This is a genomic window from Pusillimonas sp. MFBS29 (assembly GCF_020687695.1).
Taxonomy (GTDB): Bacteria; Pseudomonadota; Gammaproteobacteria; order Burkholderiales; family Burkholderiaceae_B; genus Pusillimonas_C.
In genome coordinates this window covers 37,600-57,444 of record NZ_JAJEWL010000004.1, presented here as the reverse complement: position 1 = coordinate 57,444, position 19,845 = coordinate 37,600, and the positions used below count along the sequence as shown (strand labels likewise).

13 protein-coding genes are annotated in these 19,845 nt (G+C 59.1%); 9 read left to right on the top strand and 4 right to left on the bottom strand.

From position 1 onward, the window contains the following. Nucleotides 1-670: 670 nt before the first annotated feature. Together LKR43_RS07290 and LKR43_RS07285 are read right to left on the bottom strand one after the other, a co-directional pair. Nucleotides 671-1,444: a SapC family protein gene (locus LKR43_RS07290; RefSeq protein ID WP_227683389.1), complete on the bottom strand. Its 774-nt coding sequence runs from the start codon at nt 1,442-1,444 to the stop codon at nt 671-673. A gap of 95 nt (nt 1,445-1,539) precedes the next feature. Beyond that, complete coding sequence (locus LKR43_RS07285; RefSeq protein WP_227683388.1) at nt 1,540-5,097, bottom strand: hypothetical protein; 3,558 nt, start codon at nt 5,095-5,097, stop codon at nt 1,540-1,542. Nucleotides 5,098-5,360: 263 nt separating this feature from the next. Here LKR43_RS07285 and LKR43_RS07280 point away from each other — a divergent pair, with 263 nt between their 5' ends. From LKR43_RS07280 to LKR43_RS07255, 6 genes are read left to right on the top strand one after another with little or no spacing between them, the layout of a single operon-like run. Then, nucleotides 5,361-6,182 carry an ABC transporter permease gene (locus tag LKR43_RS07280; protein ID WP_227683387.1) on the top strand — a complete coding sequence of 274 codons (822 nt, stop codon included), beginning with the start codon at nt 5,361-5,363 and terminating at the stop codon, nt 6,180-6,182. Beyond that, nucleotides 6,172-7,506 carry an ABC transporter ATP-binding protein gene (locus LKR43_RS07275; RefSeq protein ID WP_227683386.1) on the top strand — a complete coding sequence of 445 codons (1,335 nt, stop codon included), beginning with the start codon at nt 6,172-6,174 and terminating at the stop codon, nt 7,504-7,506. The genes LKR43_RS07280 and LKR43_RS07275 overlap by 11 nt, the downstream gene beginning before the upstream one ends. Nucleotides 7,507-7,524: 18 nt before the next feature. Next, nucleotides 7,525-8,466, top strand: a complete 942-nt coding sequence (locus tag LKR43_RS07270; protein WP_227683385.1) for a bifunctional 2-polyprenyl-6-hydroxyphenol methylase/3-demethylubiquinol 3-O-methyltransferase UbiG — start codon at nt 7,525-7,527, stop codon at nt 8,464-8,466. Continuing rightward, nucleotides 8,463-10,472, top strand: coding sequence for a glycosyltransferase (locus tag LKR43_RS07265; RefSeq protein ID WP_227683384.1), 2,010 nt, complete (start codon nt 8,463-8,465; stop codon nt 10,470-10,472). The genes LKR43_RS07270 and LKR43_RS07265 overlap by 4 nt, the downstream gene beginning before the upstream one ends. A gap of 47 nt (nt 10,473-10,519) precedes the next feature. Continuing rightward, the gene (locus LKR43_RS07260) at nt 10,520-11,368 is read left to right on the top strand and encodes a hypothetical protein (RefSeq protein WP_227683383.1); all 849 of its coding nucleotides are present in this window, start codon (nt 10,520-10,522) and stop codon (nt 11,366-11,368) included. Between the two features lie 58 nt (nt 11,369-11,426). Further along, nucleotides 11,427-12,611: a hypothetical protein gene (locus tag LKR43_RS07255; protein ID WP_227683382.1), complete on the top strand. Its 1,185-nt coding sequence runs from the start codon at nt 11,427-11,429 to the stop codon at nt 12,609-12,611. 9 nt (nt 12,612-12,620) lie between these two features. Here LKR43_RS07255 and LKR43_RS07250 read toward each other — a convergent pair whose 3' ends face one another. Continuing rightward, complete coding sequence (locus tag LKR43_RS07250; protein ID WP_227683381.1) at nt 12,621-14,090, bottom strand: TolC family outer membrane protein; 1,470 nt, start codon at nt 14,088-14,090, stop codon at nt 12,621-12,623. Between the two features lie 192 nt (nt 14,091-14,282). On the opposite strand from LKR43_RS07250, the gene LKR43_RS07245 reads away from it, so the two are divergent. The 3 genes from LKR43_RS07245 to LKR43_RS07235 all read left to right on the top strand — a co-directional run bounded on the left by LKR43_RS07245 (nt 14,283) and on the right by LKR43_RS07235 (nt 17,202). Further along, nucleotides 14,283-15,554, top strand: a complete 1,272-nt coding sequence (locus tag LKR43_RS07245; RefSeq protein ID WP_227683380.1) for a sugar transferase — start codon at nt 14,283-14,285, stop codon at nt 15,552-15,554. A gap of 142 nt (nt 15,555-15,696) precedes the next feature. Continuing rightward, nucleotides 15,697-15,975: a hypothetical protein gene (locus LKR43_RS07240; RefSeq protein WP_227683379.1), complete on the top strand. Its 279-nt coding sequence runs from the start codon at nt 15,697-15,699 to the stop codon at nt 15,973-15,975. A gap of 135 nt (nt 15,976-16,110) precedes the next feature. Next, nucleotides 16,111-17,202 (top strand): acyltransferase, encoded by a 1,092-nt coding sequence (locus LKR43_RS07235; protein ID WP_227683378.1) that lies wholly within the window; start codon nt 16,111-16,113, stop codon nt 17,200-17,202. A gap of 29 nt (nt 17,203-17,231) precedes the next feature. Here LKR43_RS07235 and LKR43_RS07230 read toward each other — a convergent pair whose 3' ends face one another. Next, nucleotides 17,232-19,703: an autotransporter domain-containing protein gene (locus tag LKR43_RS07230; protein ID WP_227683377.1), complete on the bottom strand. Its 2,472-nt coding sequence runs from the start codon at nt 19,701-19,703 to the stop codon at nt 17,232-17,234. Nucleotides 19,704-19,845 lie beyond the last annotated feature (142 nt).

The window sequence follows — 19,845 nt, the reverse complement described above, 5'->3', positions numbered from 1 at the left end:
CTGCATGGGAGCAGGCCGTGGGCTTTACATCGCCTTGTATTGATTGAAAAATCGGCTAGAATGTTGCCTTCCGTTTCAGCGCGTTGCCTTCCGTTGCTTTCTCGTTGGATGCAGATTGAGAAGCCGTTTTTTTGTGTCGGCTGACTCTGACGAGTGAACGGCAAGCTATTACCGATACCATTCCATCAAATGGTTCACTAAAGCGTTGATCCAACCGCTTTAATTCTATGAGATATTTATATGTGGCTGACTGCGAGGCAGGCCTAGCTGTTACACACGATGCAACGCACCCGGTAAATTAATTATGTCTTTAATAATCAGTGTCGCTCCGATTAGGGCCTTTAGTGTCAGGAATAGCGCTTCCGGTATGTGGGCCGTAAGTCCAAGAGCCGATAAAAGTCGAATTCAAAGCGATAACAAAATCGGGGTCCGGAATTGTCATTAGCTTTAGCTATCAAGTCATACTTGGCTGTGGCGGCTGGATGTTTTATTGGACTGTTGTGGTTGAGTTGGCGCGATAGTCAGTGAAATTGTAAGCGCCACCGTATCCTTCCATTTGCGCTGAAACTTCGCAAACCTTTTCAGGCTGCATTCGACAGCGCTTCAGAATAGAACAGGTGGCGTGCTTCTTTGATTTGACTCAAAGGAAGAGTCCTCTGTCACTGCTAAATCAGTGCAGCCCGCCAAAACTGATCGTGCCGTCTTTGTCAATACCCGATAGTGCTTGAGAAGCGTCGCGCGGCATCAACAGGCTGTCGGTCAGGTTGCTCATTGACATGAAGTGCGCATGAGCCAGAGCCAGCGCGCCGCTGCGGTGCAGTTCATGCAACGCATTAGCAGGCAGATCGGCGAAGCGTTTGGGGTCAATTACGCGCATGCCCTTCAGTGCGAACGGTTCACCTTGTTTGGGTTGTACGCGCAGCGCTTGCTCTTCGAGCAGCCCGGCTGCGTCAAGCTGGGCAACGAGTTTGAGTGTGCGCAGCTGATCACGCTGCAAGTGACTAAGAGATTCCTGAGCGCGTTGCAGGACAGGTGCCGGTCCACCTTGCTTATCGAACAGCGGTTCAGCGCCAGATTCGACAAAGTGAGGTGCTTCGGCGTCTATCATCATGGTAAAGCGGCGATTGCCGGATTCGCCCGGATTTTCAGCCGAGTCGGCAAACATGAACGGGTAACGACGCACATGCGCTGGAATGTAGCGAGATTGCCAAGCGCCGCTATCATCCACATAGGCATTCTTGTCTTTATCCACACCCAGCAAGGCCAGCGGCAGACTTTCCGTTTTACGCGCAAATACCAAAACATATTCGCGAGCAATATGACCGGCTTCGGCAGCCACCACGGGACTGACCATCAGCTTTGAGGCAAAGCTGTAATTATTCTTGGCATCAAAATGTAGATTTCGATGCGCATCGAGATTCAATGGAACTAGCTTCTGGAACATAACATCTTCCGATAACATGAGGTAAAAAGGGACCGTACCCTAAGGCACGGTCCCTTGCAAGCGGAACCGAGGTTCCTTGAAAATCTCAGTTTCGCTTAAGCGAAGATGAAGTTTTCGTTGGTCAAGTCAGCAGCACCGGTAATGCCAACCAGGTGGATGGCGAACGATTCATCTGCATTTGTAAGAACGATATCACCTGCAAAGGTAGTCGTGTCATACACAAAATCAGACAGTTGTGAAATACCATGTGCCGATACGTCCAATACTGAAACCTCTTGGATTGCAGAGCCAGTACCGTCGTCGAAACCAGTGATCTTCACAATGTTCTGATAGCCATCAGTGGCGTTACCTGCTCCGCCAACGGCGTCGGCGATAACGTAGGTAACGATGTTAAGGGCGCTAGCGCTTTCGTCGATCTCAACACCGTAGCCATTTAACTCAATGGTTATGTTACGGACAGTGATGACGCCAGTATCCAAGGTGAACGCAGCGACATCGCCCACATACTCAGAAAGGTCAATATTGCTGAGAATGTTGGTCTGTGCGCCAAGATTAACAGAATCCACTACGCCTGCACCATTGTCGCCACCGCCGGTGATAACCAGCGAGCGGGCGTAGACGAGGTTTACGTCACCAGGTGCAGGTGTCAAGTCGCCATTTTCGTCGAGCAATCCCAAGTTAACGGTGTAGATGTTGGCCTGATCAACATCCCCACCAAGATCCAGCTTAATGGTGCGGAAGTCTTGGGCTTCGAGCTCCACTGTTCGCGCGCCGGCAAGCGTTTCGTACTCAATATCGAGCACGTTGGTATTGGCCTGGCTTGCTGCAATGAACGTAAGCGTGTCGCCAGAAGTAGCGTCAGCATCTACCCAGACCTTCTCGTTGCCCTTCATGCCGGATACTTCGAAGTCGCGTGATGTTTCTTCGATGCGATATTGTGCAACACCGTTGAAGTTGGTCACGTCTACGGTGTCAAGCCCAGGCCCAAGCGCAGTAGTGAAGAACTCTACCGTTTCAAAAGCGGTAACGGTCGTGTTGTTGGTCACGGCAAGTGCACCTTCCAGTCCCAAGACGTCATCTTCGTTGGCAGTACCGGTCAGAGTGACGGTTTTGCTGGCAGCGTTAATGGCGCTAACCATGTCGCCCGTCAGGTCCAGATCGAGTGACCCAGCCAGATCGGCGCCGTTAACAACCAAGGCGTCGCGCAGGCCTGCTGCTGCGGTAGAGTTCGCTGCAGCAGAGATGTCTACAAAGAGGTCTTGCGTACCGGTCAGATTGAAGGTATTGACCAATGCAGCGTCAAGATCACCCACAACGTTGAATGTGTCGCGCGAACCAGCCGAGACAAGATTCAGCGTACGAATGCCGTCGGCGTCACCATCAAGATCACCGATGGTCAGGCCGCTAACGATCAGGCCTGCATCCAGACGTGCGGTGTTTTGCAGTGTAACGCCCAGGGTGCTGTCACCGCCGACGACGTCAGCGCTGTCAATGGCGATGTTACCAAAGAATTGGAAGCCGTTGCTGTTCGTGTCCAGCGTTTGGTTCTTGCCAGTGATGACCACATCAGCGTCACGAGCGACGTTGATGAGGTCGGTATTGGTGGCACCACCCAAGGTTGCGACATTGATTGCTGTTACGCCTTGCATGGATTCGAAATCATGCTCGGTGTCTGCAAAGCGCTCAACCTCGTAGGTTTGGAAGTTGGCGAATGCAGCGAAGGTGTTGTCGGCATCAGTACCATGGCTGCTGGCCACGGCAATGGTGTTGCTGCCTTCGCCGCCGTCTACGGATACGTTGCTGGCGTTTTCGATGGTCAGGTTCAGGCGGTCGTCGCCTGCGCCCAGATCCACGCTCATGGCGTAGTCGTCGTCACCTGATACGTCGGACTCGTAAATAGTGATGTTGTCTGCGCCATTACCGCCTTCATATGTGAACTGAACGGTGTCTTCAGCGTCATCCAGGTAGCGTGCAATGGAGTCCGCAGTCAGGACCACGCCGTAGGACAGGTCGCCCTCGAAGCCTTGGTTCAGAACTTCACGGACATCTGTCAGGCCATTTTCAACGCGACCATCCAGTGCGCCGGTACGGGCATCGCCTACGTATTCACCAATTGCCAGATCGCCGTTTGCGCCGATGCTGGTCAGGTTGATGGTTTCCAGATGGCGATCGCCTTCGCCGAAGTATTCACGCGATTCAAGTGCGCTAACCCAGCTGTCGCGGTCAACGGATACGTTGAACACTTCAACGCCGCCGTCTGCCATGGAGCCGATGTCAAGCTCACCGCCTTGCGAGGTGCGGCCCACTGCGTCCAGAACCACGTTGGTGGTGACTGGCACGTTATCTTCGATGGCTGCGCCAGCGGACATGTTCCACTGCAGATTGCCGTCGGAAGGAACAACGTTACCAACCCATGTGTAGCCTACGGGCTCGAAAGCTTCGCCTTCAGGGTCGACCAGAGTAATGGAGTTGTTGGGGTTCAGGGTAACCGTAACGTCGGCCAAGTCAGGGTTGGCTGCCAGAGCGGCTTGCAGATTTGCTGCGAACTCTGCATAGGTGGCGCCCAGGGCGTCTTCTGTTTGTACGGTGTATTCGGTGCCGCCCAGAGTGAAGACGATACCGTTGACGGGGAAGTTTTCCAGTTCGTCAGCACCGGGGGTGTTGTCGACCAGGGTCAGGGTCAGGCTGGAGTCGCCCGAAGTGCTGCGATCTTCGGCCAGTTGAGCTGGGTCGAAGTACACGTAAAAGCTTGCGCCGTCGTTGCTGTTTGATTCTGGATCGGTTTGACGCATGCCGAAGGTCAACTCTTCGGGAAGTTGACGGATGTCTTCGATTTGCAGGTCGGCCCGGCTGTTGTTGCTCCAGTATTCTTCAACGCCAGCGTGCAGTTCAGCGTCGATGTGCGAGAAGTTTACGATGTCGCGGTTGCCGTATTGTGCACGAACATTGATGACTTCAACGTTGGATACTGTGGCCGAAATGGCAGGAGCGCTAAACAGGTTATCCACGCCCTGGGAGTTGGTCAGGACAACGTTCAGCGTGTCGTGGCCTGCGCCGCCGTCGATGGTGTCGCCGGTTTCAAAGGTGTTGACCAGTTCGCCGTTTTGGTTCTGTGCCACAGGGCCGCTGATGGTGTCATCAGCGGAAGAACCTACGATATTGTCGATGCCGACTGTCAGTGTCAGGTTTTCTGGGTCGACTTCTTCGAAGTCTGCACCAGGGCGGCCTTCATAGTAGCCGTATTGATAGTAGTGGCTGGTCAGTGCTTCTTGCTGAGCTTCAGTCAGATCGGTAGGGTCTTCAATATCGAAGGCTGCTTGCAGATCTGGGTTGGCGGCAGCATAGGCTTCCAGCCCTTCTTCGGTGATGGTCAGGCCTTGCGAAGGCGAACGGCCCTCGAATTGACCGTACTGCACAAAGTGTGCGAAAGCGCCGTCGGCGCCTATGCCCGCTTCGATCAGGTCGGCGTTGTTGTCCAGGTAGTAGGCAACGTCGAAATAGGGGGCCGGGTTGCGCGAGGCGTTACCCAGAAGAGCTTCGTTGGCGCCATATTGCAGGTAGTGCTGTTCGGCAGTGTCTACTGTATAGCCAGCAGCCATTACGTCGGGGTTTTTCTGCAGGTAGGCGACGGCGTTAAAGTACGGATTAGCCATTATCTGTAAGTCCTATGGTTTGTTACGGGTTACACCCATCGATGGATGTTATCTGGTGTCAGAATTTATGTTGACGCGCGTCATTTATTCTGACGTCCAGTAACATCAGCGCAGCTTAAACAACTTGTAATCCCTTGTCAATTAATGAAGACTAAAGGTTCCTGAATGTTATGTAACTGCAACATTATCTCAGGTGCTGGCAAATCGGCCTTGACGGGGGCGCCGTACTATAATCGGCCTTTCCCAATTTTCACTGTTTCTTTATGGCTGCAAGCCCCTTAGCACCGTCGTCGCGTATTCCGCTATGGCAACATCGCCAGTTGATTGCCACCCTGGCCTGGCGCGATGTGCTGGGCCGTTACCGCGGTTCGGCGGGCGGCCTGGTGTGGTCACTGGTTACGCCCATACTGATGCTGGCGGTCTACACCATTGTGTTCAGCGGCATTTTTCGCGCCCGCTGGTCGCAGGGCGGCGGGGCGGCCGATCCGGTGGATTACGCTTTACAACTGTTTGTGGGCTTGGTCATACACGCGCTGGCGGCGGAATGCCTGATGCGCGCGCCCACGCTGATGATTACCAACGTAAGCTATGTGAAGCGGGTGGTGTTTCCGCTGGAAGCCTTGCCCGTTATCAATCTGTTTGCGGCGGTATTCCACTTTGTGCTGAGCCTGGTGGTGCTGCTTACCTTCTATTTGGCCGTGCACCGGTCCATGCACCTTACTGTGTTGTGGCTGCCGCTTATTATTCTGCCCTATGCCATTTTGCTGGCGGGCGTCAGCTGGCTGCTGGCCGGCCTGGGAGTGTATTTGCGCGATATTTCTCAGGTTACGGGGCTGCTGATCACCATACTTATGTTTCTGTCGCCTATTTTTTATCCCGCTTCGGCGCTGCCCGACGAGTTCCAGACTATCTTTCAGTTCAATCCACTCACCCTGATCATAGAGCAGTCGCGGGCGGTGATCATAGATGGCAAGATGCCCGACTTTATGGCCCTCTCTATATATACAGTGGTGGCGCTGGTGTTGGCGGCTGTGGGTTACCGTGCTTTCCAGGTGATGAAGAAGGGGTTTGCCGATGTCCTCTGAAATTGCCATAGAAGTTCGCAATGTGGGCAAAACTTTCCGCCTGTACAAGCGCCCGCAAGATCGCCTGCTGCAGTATTTCTTCCGGGGCCGCAAGTATTTCCGTGAATTCCACGCCTTGTCCGACATCAGCTTTACGGTGAACCGGGGCGAAACGGTGGGCATTATCGGGCGCAATGGCTCGGGCAAGTCCACTTTGTTGCAGCTGGTGTGCGGCACGCTTACGCCCACGCTGGGCCAGGTCACCGTGCATGGCCGTATTGCGGCGCTGCTGGAATTGGGCGCGGGCTTCAACCCCGAATTCACCGGGCGCGAGAACGTTTACCTGAATGCCGCCATACTGGGCCTTAGCCGTCAGCAGATAGACGAGCGCCTGCAAGACATTTTTGCCTTTGCCGAAATCGGCGATTTTGTTGATCAGCCGGTTAAAACGTATTCCTCGGGCATGTATGTGCGCCTGGCCTTTGCCGTGATTGCGCACGTCGATGCCGATATCCTGATCATAGACGAGGCGCTGGCGGTGGGCGATGCCCTGTTCACGCAAAAGTGCATGCGGTTTTTGCGGCGCTTCCGTGAAACCGGCACCATCTTGTTTGTAAGCCACGATAGCTCGGCGGTAACCAATTTGTGCCAGCGCGCCATCTGGCTGCGCGAAGGCCATGTGGTGGAGCAGGGCGCGGCCAAGGAAGTGTGCGAATCGTATCTGGCTTCGTTGTTTGAAAGTACGAATAAGTCGGGGTCGTCGGAAAAAAGCCAGGCAACGCTGGCCGAGCCCGAAGAGTGGGTGGACCAGCGCAGCAACTTCATCAATCACAGCAATTTGCGCAACGATCTGGAAATTTTCCGCTTCGACCCTGAAAAAGCCGGCTTTGGCCAGGGCCATGCCACCATCAGCGATGTGTATCTGGCCGATGCCGACGGCAGGCATATGGCCTGGGCGGTGGGCGGCGAGGTCACCACGCTGCGCATGCGCATTACGGCTCACCAAGACCTGGAACGCCCCATTGCTGGCTTCTACATCAAGGATAGACTGGGCCAGACCCTGTTTGGCGACAATACCTATTTAAGCTATGCCGACCAGCCCGTGCGGCTGCAGGCCGGCCAGACGCTGGTGGCCACTTTCCGTTTTCCCATGCCGCTGCTGCCGGTGGGCGACTATTCCATTGCGGTGGCGGTGGCCGACGGCACGCAGGCCGAGCACGTGCAGCACCACTGGATACACGACGCCGTGTTGTTCCGCTCGCACTGCACGGCCACGGCTACGGGGCTGGTGGGCATACCCATGCTGGATATCGCCCTGGCGGTGGAGCAGGACGTTGCCGCCTAAGCGCGGCGGAATAGGCCTATGACAGCATCCGCTTCCCGCTACGATTATCAGTTCGACCCGCAGGGCGATGGCACGGCGGCCCGGGTGTGCCGCCTGGCCGGCCAGAATGGCGGCCAGGTGCTGGAGCTCGGTTGCGCGGCCGGCGCCATGTCGGCGGTGCTGGCGGGGCATTATGGCTGCCAGGTGACCGGCGTGGAATACGAGGCGCCCGCGGCCGAGCAGGCGCGCCGCTACTGCCGGCGCGTGGTGCAGGCCAATCTTGACGACCCCGGCTGGGCCGATGCCCTGGAGCCGGAGCGCTTTGACACGATTGTTGCGGCCGACGTGCTGGAGCATTTGCGCGACCCGCTGGGCTGTTTGCGCCGCGCGCGTGGGCTGCTGAACCCCAACGGGCAACTGGTGGTGTCGGTACCCAATATTGCCCATGGCGGGGTGCTGGCCGCCTTGCTGGCCAATGATTTTCCTTACCGTGAGACCGGTCTGCTGGACCGCACGCATATTCATTTTTTCACTTCGCTGACGCTGGGCCGCATGCTGGTGCAGGCGGGCTTTCAGGTCGATAGCTGCGAAACGGTGGATACCGGCCCCTGGCACCCCGAGTTCAGTGATTACTGGAACAAGCTGCCCGACGCCGTGCGCAACTGGCTGGCGGCCAATCCCGCCGGGCAGGCTTACCAGGTTGTGATGCTGGCCAGGCCGGTTGACCAACCGCCTGAATATAGCGATGGCGCCCAGGCGGCCATGCCCGATTGGCTAGCGGCGCTGCCGGGCCAACCCGACTCCGCCGCGCAGCTGGACCAGCTGCGCCAGGCCCATGATGCGCAGGCAGCGGAACTGGCGGCCGCCCGTGCCGAAAGCGAGCAGGCTCGCAGCCAGTTGCAGGCCGTTACGGCTTCGCGCAGTTGGCGCCTGACGGCGGGCTTGCGCCGGCTGGCCAATAGTTTAAAGTCCCGACCATGACGACACCGACCCCATCCACACCGCGCGTAAGCGTGGTGATCCCTTCGTACAACCACGAGCGCTATCTGCAAGACACCATGGATAGCGTGCTGAGCCAGCAGGGCGTCGACCTGGAACTGGTCATTATCGATGACGGTTCGCGTGATGGTTCGTGGCAGTTGATTCAGGAAGCCGCCAGCCGCGACAGCCGGGTGCGCCCATATGCCCAGGCCAATCAGGGCGCGCACGCCGCCATCAATGCGGGCCTGCGCGCCTGTCGGGGCGAGTTCCTGGCCATACTGAATTCCGACGACCGCTATCAGCCCGGTCGCCTGGCCACGCTGGTGGCGCTGGCGCAGGCGGGGCCGGGGCTGGACTTCATTGCCACCGGCCTGCGTCTGATCAACGATGCCTCGCAGCCCGTGATTCAGGCGCCGTGGCTGGACGAATACCAGCGCATGCGCGATACGGCCCGCGAACAGGGGCTGTGGGCCGCGTTGCTGGAACGCAATTTCACGGTGTCCACGTCCAATTTCTTCATGCGCCGTTCGCTGTATGAGGCGCTGGGCCCCATACGCCCCTTGCGCTACAACATGGACTGGGACTACGCGCTGCGGGCCTATCTGCAGGCGCCCGAACGCTTTGCCTGGCGCGATGACCTGGTGCTGCTGGATTACCGGCTGCATGGCAGCAACACCATACTGGGCGGCCTGCCGGTTTCGGCCATAGAGGCCAATCATTTGCTGTACCGCAGCCTGAAGCAGCGCTACGGCGTGCCTGGGTCGGCGCTGGCCAGCCTGCGCCGCCACTATCGTTTGATACGGCTGCAGCAGGTCAGTAAAGTGGCGCAGGAACGCGACACCCGCTGGGAGGCCGAGTTGCAGAAGGCGCATGCCGGCTGGGCGGCCACGCGTGACGAAAACGATCAGGTGCACGCCCGGCTAGGCGATACGCTGACGGAATTGGGCGTGGCGCGCACCGGTTGGGGCGAGGCGCGCAAGGATTTGGGCGAAACGCGCCAGGAGCTGGGCCTGGTGCGCCATGAATTGGCGCAGGTACTGGCTTCGCGCAGTTATCGGATTGGCCGCAAGGTGACGGCACCGGTGCGCTGGTTGAAGGCGCGACTGCGCAAGGATGAGCCTGCGGTTGCGTCGTCGCTCGCGTCCTCGGCTTCGGGCGCGGTGCCTTCGGAAGCCCTGGTGCAGGGCGCAGCCGCCGCGGCTGCCGGGCACCCGGCTCCGGCCTACCAGCCACTGGCTCTGCCCGACGTGGTCGATATGCCTGCCGCCGAGCGGCCACGCGTGGCGGCGCACCTGCATGTGCATCATCTGGACCTGCTGGACGAATTGCTGGATGCCGTGGGGAATTTGCCCACGCCTTTCGACCTGTTCGTGACCACCACCAATTCGCTGGACACCGTGCAGCCGCAGGTGCTGGCACGCTTTCCGGGGGCGCAGGTTTGGCAGCCCGCCAACCAGGGCAAGGATGTGGGGCCGTTCGTGGATGCGCTGAACCGCCACAGGCTGGACCAGTACGATCTGGTACTTAAGCTGCATGGCAAGAAAAGCCAGAACCACCCCAATTACCTGGCCGCCGTGCGCGGCCTGTTCGGCAAGGATATCCGCGACGGCGACGACTGGCGGCGCAAGCTGATTGCACCCCTGGCGGGCAGCCCGCGGCGTGTGGCGCAAATCTACCAGGCCTTTGCCAACGATGCGCAACTGGGCATGGCGGGCGCGGCGCGCTTTATCTGCAAGGCGCCCGATGCCGATCCGGACGCCTATGCCGCGTTGTGCGAGCGGCTGGGGGTGTCGGACCAGATACTGTTCTTTGGCGGCACCATGTTCTGGATACGCGGCGCGGCACTGGCTCCGTTCCTGGGTGCCGGCCTGACGCTGGATGATTTCGATGACCGCCACGCCGCCAGTGTGGAAGGCACGCTGGAGCATGGCTGCGAGCGGGTCTTTGGCGCACTGGCGGCCAAGGCGGGCGGCCGGCTGGGCGGTTTGGACGACCTGCAGGCCTGATCTACAATGCAAGCCCATACGGGGGATACCCGGGTACCACGGTATTTATGAACTATTTCCAGACCCCCATCTTCATTATTGCGTTCAATCGGCTTGAGCCCCTGCAGCAGTTGCTGGCCTGGCTGGAGCGCGCCGGGTATGGAAACATCCATATCATCAACAACGCCTCGACCTACCCGCCCTTGTTGAACTACCTGGCGACCAGCCCGCACCATGTACACAATATGGACCAGAATTATGGTCATCTGGTCTTGTGGGATTCGGGCTGTTTCGATGATGTCATCAATCACCAGGACTACGTGCTGAGCGACTGCGACGTCGTGCCCGACGAGGCCTGTCCGGCCGATGTGGTGGAGCGCCTGGCCCGCATACGCGAGCGTTACCCCAATTTCACCAAGGTGGGGCTGTCTTTGCGCATAGACGACCTGCCCGATCATTACCAGCTGAAGCCCAAGGTGCTGGAATGGGAGGCGCCGTTCTGGGAGCACGTGCTGGAAGACGGCGCCCTGTACGAAGCGGCGGTGGACACCACGTTTGCCTATTACCGGCCCGGCATTGCGCCCAAGGACCCGCGCTGGTGGCGTTCGCTGCGCACGGCCGCGCCCATGACGGCGCGCCACCTGCCCTGGTATGCCGACACCACCCGGCCCACGGAAGAGGACATCTACTATCAAACCCATTTGAAGGAGATGTCGTCCCAATGGAGCACCACCGACCCGGTGCTGCTCAAGGAACAGAACATCAAGCTGCAGACCGAGGTGCATGCCTTGCGCCGCGAAGTGGCCTTGCTGCGCCAAGGCGCCTGGGCGCACTGGCGTAGCGGCGTACGGCGCCGTATCATCGAATGGCTGGATCGCCTGGGCATAGGGGCCCTGTTGCGCCGGCTGCGTAGATGATGGCGTCGGCACCAGTTATCAATAATTTTCAAAACATTGCGAGAGCATCACACTGCCCATGAAATATTTCTTCACTTCCATCAATAATGCCTACATTCCCAAAGCGATTACCCTGGCGGAATCCTTGCGGCGTGTTTATGGGGAAGAGGCTCATGTAACGTGCATGTTGTCTGATGCCGTGCGCGAGGACATAGACTATTCGGCCTTCGACGAGATACTGACCATAGAAGACCTGGACCTGCCCGTGCCATCGCTGGAAGCCTGGATCTTCAAGCATTCGGTGGTTGAGCTGTGCACGGCGGTCAAGCCCTGGGCCTTCAAGAAGATTTTCCAGCGCCACAATGCCGAAACCGTCTTGTACATGGATCCGGACACCGTCGCGTATTCGCCGCTGGACGAAATCTATGAAACGCTGCCCCAGCAGCCGGTTATTCTTACGCCCCACGTCAGTGTGCCGGCACAAGACGAAGACGACCTGCTGGACGGCGAAATGCTGGGTTGCCTGCGCCACGGCGTGTTCAACCTGGGTTTCCTGGCTCTGGCCAACCACGGTGAAGGCATAAGCTTTCTGGACTGGTGGGCGCAGCGCTGCCTGGACTGGTGCTACGACGACGGCCCCAAAGGTTTGTTCACTGACCAGCGCTGGGTCGATCTGGCACCCTGTTTCTTCCCCACGCTGCATGTGTTGCGCCACCCCGGCTACAACATGGCCACCTGGAATCTGTACTATCGCACGCTCAGCCGCGCGGCCGACGGCACCATTAATGTGAACGGCAATCTGCCGCTGCGCTTCTTCCACTTCTCGGGTTTCGACCTGGGCACGCACGAGCTTATGCTGCGCAAGCATGCGCCCGATGACGCCTTGCTGCACGAAATGAGCGATTGGTATGTGAACGAGCAAAAGCGCCACGAACAAGAGCGTCTGGGTCGACGCCCCGGCCACTTTGATTTTTATTCCGATGGCCAGCCCATCGTGAAGGACTGGCGTTTCGTCTATCGCGCCGAAGCCGATCTGCCCAAGCGCTTTCCCAAGCCTTACAGCGAACCCGGTTTCCGGGAATGGATGGAGCGCCATAACAAGGCGGCGGCCCCCCAGCCTGAAGGTGCTGCGGCCCCTGCAGCGGCCGGCACGGGCCTGGCCGGCGCAGTAGTGGCGCAAATCAAGAAGCATCCCAGGCTGGTGCTGTGGCTGAACCAGAATATTCCGGCCAGCGTGCGCGCACGCATCAAACGCCGGCTATGACAGCCTTGCTTACCGGGGCCCGTTGCTGGGCTCTTGTTTTTCCTGCAGGGTAATGACCCGGCCCAGATAGGTCTGCGAAATGCTGTCGAACCCGGCGTCGTCGAGTGTGCCGGCGGCGCTGGCCAGCGACAGGCGGGCCAGCAGGTATTCCAGCCGTGCCCGGACCAGGTCAAAGCGTGCGCGATACAAGGTATCCTGGGCACGCAGCACATCCAGATTGCTTAGTACGCCGGCACGAAAGCTTTGCTCGGTGGCGTGCAACGCCTGTTGTCCGGACTCGACCGCCGCCTCGAAAGCCCTGATGCGCTCGGCACCGCCCAGCACATTGGTGTACTGGCGCATGACTTCCGCCTGGGTTCTTTCCAGCGTGGCGGTCAGTTCGTGCTGCAGGCGCTTCTGGTCGGCGCGCGTGCGCGACACATTGGCGGTGTTGTAGCCACCCGTGAAAATCGGAATATTGGCCTGCAGGCCGGCCATAAAGGTATTGCTGCGCTGGCTCAGGGTCGACAAGTTCTCGCTGTCGGCCTTGCTCACGCTTACGATCAGATCCAGTGTGGGAAGGTAGCGGCTGGTGGCCTGGTCGACTTCTGTTTCAGCCACGGCTACGGCCTGGCGCGCGGCGCGTACTTCGGCGTTGTTCGTGCGTGCCAGTTCCAGCCATTGGGCCAGGCCGGCAGGTTGCAGCCCCGTCAGGGGGAAATGTTCGGCTTGCAGGGCCGACAGGCGTGCGACCGGCCCGCCCAGCATGGCGGCCAGTTCGCGTTCGGCCACTTGCAGCTGGTCGGCCGCATCTATCATGTCGGCGCGGGCCACGGCCAGACGTGCCTGGGTTTCCTGAACGGCAGTGACGGTGCCTTCGAATTGCTTCAAATGCGCTTCAAGCGCGGTCGCACGTGCTTCCAGCACCTCGACCAGCGAGCGCTGCAGGCCCAGATTGTCGTGCGCCAGCAACACATTCAGGTAAACCTCTGTTAGCCGCAGGGCGGTGGCCTGACGCCGGGCGGCAAAAATGGCCGTACCTTCGTTGGCCAGGGCGATGCCGCGCTGATAGCCCGCATAGCGGCCAAAATTCACAATAGGCTGCTGCAGCTGTATATAAGCGTTGGTGGACGTGTAGCTGAGTTCAGACGAATTGGACTGGCCCAGGGCATTGAAACTGACGGCATCGCCCTTGACCTGGCTGCGCGAATAGCCGGCCTGTATCTGCGGCAGCAGCCCGGCGCGGCCCATGGCCTCTTCGGTTTGCGCGGCGGCCTGTTCGCTGATGGCGGCCTGATAGTTGTGATCGTATTCCAGCGCCCGGCGCCAGGCCCGCGACAAATCGACCACACCCGTTATGGCGCCATTGGCCTGACCACGCAGGCCGTTGATATAGCTGGGCTGGGGCTCGGATGGCTGCGCCTGGGCGGTGGCTGTGCCCAGGGCCAGAGCGCAAGCCAGCACGCCGTTCAACAGGCGTTGCAGCAGGGGTCTTTGCAAGACAAGAGCCTGGACGGATGGCGGCATTGCGGAAGATTCGATCTTGGGTAAAACCGCTATTCTAACAATTTGACACGGCCTGCTGGGGCGCATGGCTGCGCGGCACCAGACTTGCCTATAATACACAGCACCTGTTACAACCCCCACCATCATTCGGTTTGGAACAATTGTCTTTCATGGCCCAAGCAATCTATGCGTTCCATTAGCAATCGACGCTACACCAAAGTTCACGAACAGGTTCTGCTGTCGCATACTTTTTCCTTGCTGATGGGCTGGTTGCTGACCGTGGCGCTGCCTTCGCTGGCGTATTGGGGCCTGGACGACTTCGCCAAGCCAGACCAGGGCCGCTTTTGGGGCATGGTTACATCCAGTGTGGCGCTGGCGCTGGCGCACTTCACCGTGCACAGGCTGATGTCTTCTTACCCGGGCGGGCGCAGCATAGGCATGGTCATACCCAATGTAGTCATCATCTACCTGCTGTCGGCCATAGTTCCCTTGTCGCTGCACATAGGCGTTTCGCGTTATATATTGGTGATCAGCGGGCTGGCGGCCCTGCTCTGGTTCCAGCTGCAATACATGGTAACCGAGAGATTCCGCCGCCCCAAGCTGGCCATCGTTCCCAGCGGCCAGGCGCTGGACTTGCTGGGTTTGCCCGACATCGACGGGCGCGAGCTGGAAGCGCCCGACCTGAAAGACAAACGCTACGACGGCGTGGTGGCCGACTTTGAATCCCTCAGCCAGGAATGGGAACGTTTCCTGGCGCGCTGCGCGCTGGACTGCATTCCTGTTTATAACGCCAGAACAGTATACGAATCGGTCACCGGCCGGGTGCGCATCAACCGCATGTCTGAAAACGACCTGGGTTCCCTGCTGCCGTCGCCGGTGTACAGCCGCTTCAAGGCCTTGCTGGACAGCGTGCTGATATTGTTGACCGCGCCCATCAGCCTGCCCCTGGTACTGTTCACCGCCTTGTGCATCAAGCTGGAAAGCCCGGGGCCCGCGCTATACGTGCAGGAACGCATGGGCCTGGGCAACAAGCCCTTCAAAATGTACAAGCTGCGCAGCATGCGTCACGAGCCGGGTTCCTGTGCGCTGTTCGCCTCGGAAGACGACGACCGGGTCACGCGGGTGGGACGCATCATACGCAAATACCGCATAGACGAATTGCCGCAATTCCTTAATATTCTGAAGGGCGAAATGAGTCTGATAGGTCCGCGTCCCGAGCAGCCCGACTTCGTCGAGGATTTCGACCGGTCATTGCCTTTTTACATCTATCGCCATGTGGTCAAGCCCGGCATCACAGGCTGGGCCCAGGTGCGCCAGGGCTATGCGGCCGATGTCGATTCCACCCGTGAAAAAATCGAGCACGATTTCTATTACATCAAGCATTGCTCGTTGTTCCTGGATGGGTTCATCATGCTGCTGACCGTGAAGACCATGTTTACCGGCTTCGGCGCGCGCTAAACCCTGCTCCACCTTGTAATGATCAGGGTATATACTGGCTTTATGTGACAATATGTGTACTATATTATTAAAAGAAACTAAAAGACACGGTGCCTACATACGATTGTTTTGATGTATAGCGATATTTTCCAGGAAGACAGCCATGCCTCATGTTCAGATGCATCCCGTCTCTGCTTATACAGAATTCAAAGATGCCATGCGTACGCAACTTCTGCGTCTAGCGCTACACTTCCTGGCTGGCATGGCGCTGGCCATCTTCCTGCTGCCCGAAGGTGCCGGCATCGTGCTGGCAAGCGCCGTGGCCGTAGCCAGCGCCAGAACCTTCTACGACTACCTGAACCGCAGCATCAATATGCCCGCCTGTCTGTGCTTGCTACTGGGCGCTATGGCCGTCGTTATGGCTACGAATCCCATGCCTTAGACTCGTTCAGTCGGCTTGGTCACGCAGTGGCTGGGTTGACGGTAATATTTACGCGTAATCTTACGTAAAAACGATACAATTCCGGGCCGGTGTAACGCACCCATAGCCTAATCCTGTTTCCGGAGTCCGTCGTTCATGCGCAGCCCCAATACGGTGTATCTGTCCAGATTGGATCATTTGCGTTTCTACGCCGCGGCCCTAGTTCTGGTGTATCACTATTTTCACCGATTCGTGGGCAACGTTGCCTACAACAATCCGCTGGCCAGCCTGATCAATGAAGGGCATGTGGGCATAGGCCTGTTCATGGTGCTCAGTGGCTTTATCTTCTCGGTGATTGCACAGGGCAAGGTCATCCATTATGGGTGGTTCATATTCAATCGGTTCATCCGCATCTATCCCTTGTATGTGTTTGCCGTGTTCCTGGCGGTTTCACTCATGGTCTACAACCAGGGCCAGGTTCATCGCGGCGTGTTCGACATTCTGGGCTGGCTGCTGGCCTTTCGCCCGCCCACCATTGTGGAAGTGCCTTACTTCCCGCATCTGTGGACCATACCGGTAGAGTTCTCCTTTTATCTACTGTTCCCCTTTCTGCATCGGTTCTTCACTGAACGTGGGGTACGCTATTTCCTGGGTCTGCTCGCGCTGCTGCTGGTGTTGCGCATAGGCGTCTACCTGGAATATGGCACGGTGCGCTTTCTGGCCTACGAGACGGTGTTCGGCCGGCTGGACCAGTTCCTGATCGGCTATCTGTGTGGCTGGCTGTACGCCGAGGGCAGGTGGAGCAAGGCGCTGGGCTTTCCCCTGGCGTTGCCCATTGCCTTTGGCGTGCTGCTGCTTACGGTGCAGTGGTTGAACCAGCGTGGAGGTTCCCTGAACATGGATGCCTGGTGGTGGACGATATGGCCGTTGGTTGAAGGCCTGGCCTGGGCCTTCCTGGTGCTGGCCTACATGCACTTTCGCATTCCGATTCCCAAGCGGGTGGATCGCGTGCTTTCAAGGCTAGGTGAATACAGCTTCTCCATCTATATCGTGCACATGTTCGTGGTGATAGTTGCCAGCAAGCACATTGGCCTGCTGGGTCTGAGCAGCAATATCGCCGTGGACGCCACCCTGAGCGCGCTGCTGACGGCACTGCCCCTGACGCTGCTGATTTCCGCACTGACGTATGCTGTCATCGAGAAGCCGTTTCTTGCCTACCGCAGGGTGTATGCCGCCAAGCAGGGCTGAGGGGCGGGCGGGTCAGCTTGATACGTCCGTCAAAACGCCCACATGACATTCACCCTTGCGCCGTGATCCTGGCGCCCCGATGCATAGTGCCCGGCATAGACAAGGCCCAGCCGTCCGCCTTTGCCGATGTCGGCCTCTATCCCCAGCTTCAGCGACCAGGCCTGGCGTGCCAGGGACTGGCCTTCAGAGGTGAACAGTCTTTGCCGGTTGCTGTCGCGAAAGCGCTGCTGGCTATAGGCGCGCACATCGCCGCTGGCATGATGCCAGGCCAGTTCTCCCTCCACACGCGCTTGTCCTGATGGGGTTTCCAGCGTACGCAATGCTTTCAGGCCCAGGGTGGAAAAAATAACGGCATGGCTGGCCGGCTCCACGGTCAGGGCCGCCATGCCGCCTTGTTCGCCATAGCCTGGCGTTTGATGGCGTGCCCACGCAAGCCGTGCGAAAGGGGCCAGTTGAGTCCGGGACTGCCCGGCGTAGCGTTTCAGCTGCTGCTTGCCCAGCCATAGAAAGGGCGCCGTGATTTCAGCGAAGGCCTGCAGGGTTTTGCCGCGATAGCGGCCTGTCAGGGTATCGTGCAGGCCGGGCAGTGCCAGGCTGCGGCGGCTGTTGATGTTGTGCCAGGTGTGCGCCATGCCCAGCACCCATTGCAGACCGCCCCAGTTGTGCGCCAGGCCCAGGCCCGCATGCTGGCTGTCTACAGAGGCATGGGTCTGATGCTCCGCGCGCCACATGCGGCTTTGCTGGGCGCCCAAGTAGCCGCTGACGCTCAGTGCATCGCTGATGGCGTGGCTGCCGCCCAGCACCAGGCCGCCCGTGTCGCGAGTGTCGCCCGGTGTGCCGTGCTGCGCGTTGCGGTGGGCCGAGGCGTACCAGGACTGGTGCCACGCGCTTGATGTTCCGGCCGCCTCGCCGGCCGCGGCGCCCGTGTGCAGCAGCGCGGCTTCGCGGATGTAGCGGCTGTCTTCCAGCAGGCGCGAGGCGATGGATGCGGCCCAGTTGCCCGAGAGCTGATTCAGCGCCTTGCGTGCGGTGGGCTGGTCCATGACGATGATTGTGTCGTGCAGGGTGGGGGGCTTGGGTTCGCTGACGACTTGTTCGGGTTCAGGTTCGGGAGCAGGTACTGGTTCCGGCTCTGGTTCAGATTCGTCAGGAGGTTGGGGCTCAGGTTGCGGTTCAGGATCGACAACCGGATCGGGCGTAGGCTCCGGCGTAGGTTCGGGAGCGGGAGCAGGTTCAGGAGTCGGTTGGGGATCTGGCTTGGGATCTGGCTTGGGGTCGGGTTTCGGATCAGGCGGCGGCGGTGGAGGCGGTGGTGGTGGCGGGTCGTCGTCTTCTTCGTCCACGACCTCGCCGACCTCATCTTCGGTGGGCGTTTCGCCGACGTCGTCCAGCGGGGTGTCGTTGCGCACCAGGCTCAGGTAAACGTGCTGGTCGTCGTAGCTCAGTTCGGGGTCAAGAAAGGGCAGGTTGGCCGTGGCGCCATCAAAGCGGGCGCCGTCCAGACCCTGTTCGGCCCGTACTATGGTGTAGCGGGTGTGGGGCTGCCAGTCGCCGGCTTGCGCCAGTGTCAGAACCTGCCCGGCCAGGGCTATGGTGTCGATCACCTGGATTTTGTCGGCCCGGCCGTCGGCATGGGCATGCACTTCCAGCGTGGCACCGGCCTGTAGCTCCAGCTGGCGTATCACCATCGTGCCCGGATCGGCCTGCATGCCGGGAGCCAGCGTGGCGCCATTCTGCACGGTGGCGACATCGACCGCCCCTGTGCCTTCCAGGCGCGCGGCGGGCCTGACCTGTATGGGGCCGGCAAAGAAGCCGCCTATGACCAGGCTGCCTTCCTGTATTACGGCCAGTGAGGGCTGAGTGACGTAGCCCGGCAGATGCAGGGTGCCCGCGCCGACTTTGTTTATAGGCACCGAGCCCAGCACGGTGCCTATCTGGCTGGCGCTGCCGTGGTCCACCCGCCAGGTAACGGTGGTGTCAGGCTCGCCGCCGGGCTGCAGCTGCATGACGTTGTACAAGGCGGCGTCTGGCGCGTAGTTCAGCGTGGTGCCGGCGTACATGTTCAGCGTGGCGTAGGTGGCGCCCAGGGCACTGTCGCCCTGCACCGTCAGGGTGCCCTCGTGCAGGGCGGTATTGCCTTTGTAGCGGTTCTGGCCCGACAGCATCAGTGTGCCGGTTCCATACTTGGCCAGGCCTTGCGTGGAAGCGCCCAGGTTGGAAACCGGCCCCGACAAATGCAGCGTTGCGGTGCCGTCGGTGTGAATAAGGGCTGGCTTGTCTATGTGGAATTCGCGCCCCGATTCGAAACTGCCCGACACATAAAGACCATCGTCAGTAAAGACAAAAGGCGCATCGGGCAAGCCCAGTTGCGCCTCGTGCTCTATCCAGTGCGGGTCGGCCAGCGCCGGCCTGCCCAGTGCAAACAACAAGGTGGTCAGCATGATGGCTCGCTGCCCGTAACATACCTGCAAAGACAACAGCAATACGTGTGAATACGTCATAGTGTTCTCCGATAGTCAAATATGCCACTGCCGTGACGAGCGCAGTATGAGGCCAGGGGCATATTGCAAACATGCTTCAAATCATGTTTTTGGAGATATCCTGGATCTACCATGGACATTTGTATCCATGCCCTTGTGCTAC

Bases quoted from the DNA above. Each gene is read 5' to 3' on its own strand.
- LKR43_RS07235 (WP_227683378.1), top strand. From the start codon at position 16,111: ATGCGCAGCCCCAATACGGTGTATCTGTCCAGATTGGATCATTTGCGT.
- LKR43_RS07280 (WP_227683387.1), top strand. From the start codon at position 5,361: ATGGCTGCAAGCCCCTTAGCACCGTCGTCGCGTATTCCGCTATGGCAA.
- LKR43_RS07290 (WP_227683389.1), bottom strand. From the start codon at position 1,444: ATGTTCCAGAAGCTAGTTCCATTGAATCTCGATGCGCATCGAAATCTA.
- LKR43_RS07285 (WP_227683388.1), bottom strand. From the start codon at position 5,097: ATGGCTAATCCGTACTTTAACGCCGTCGCCTACCTGCAGAAAAACCCC.
- LKR43_RS07240 (WP_227683379.1), top strand. From the start codon at position 15,697: ATGCCTCATGTTCAGATGCATCCCGTCTCTGCTTATACAGAATTCAAA.
- LKR43_RS07255 (WP_227683382.1), top strand. From the start codon at position 11,427: ATGAAATATTTCTTCACTTCCATCAATAATGCCTACATTCCCAAAGCG.
- LKR43_RS07245 (WP_227683380.1), top strand. From the start codon at position 14,283: ATGCGTTCCATTAGCAATCGACGCTACACCAAAGTTCACGAACAGGTT.
- LKR43_RS07260 (WP_227683383.1), top strand. From the start codon at position 10,520: ATGAACTATTTCCAGACCCCCATCTTCATTATTGCGTTCAATCGGCTT.
- LKR43_RS07275 (WP_227683386.1), top strand. From the start codon at position 6,172: ATGTCCTCTGAAATTGCCATAGAAGTTCGCAATGTGGGCAAAACTTTC.
- LKR43_RS07230 (WP_227683377.1), bottom strand. From the start codon at position 19,703: ATGACGTATTCACACGTATTGCTGTTGTCTTTGCAGGTATGTTACGGG.
- LKR43_RS07265 (WP_227683384.1), top strand. From the start codon at position 8,463: ATGACGACACCGACCCCATCCACACCGCGCGTAAGCGTGGTGATCCCT.
- LKR43_RS07270 (WP_227683385.1), top strand. From the start codon at position 7,525: ATGACAGCATCCGCTTCCCGCTACGATTATCAGTTCGACCCGCAGGGC.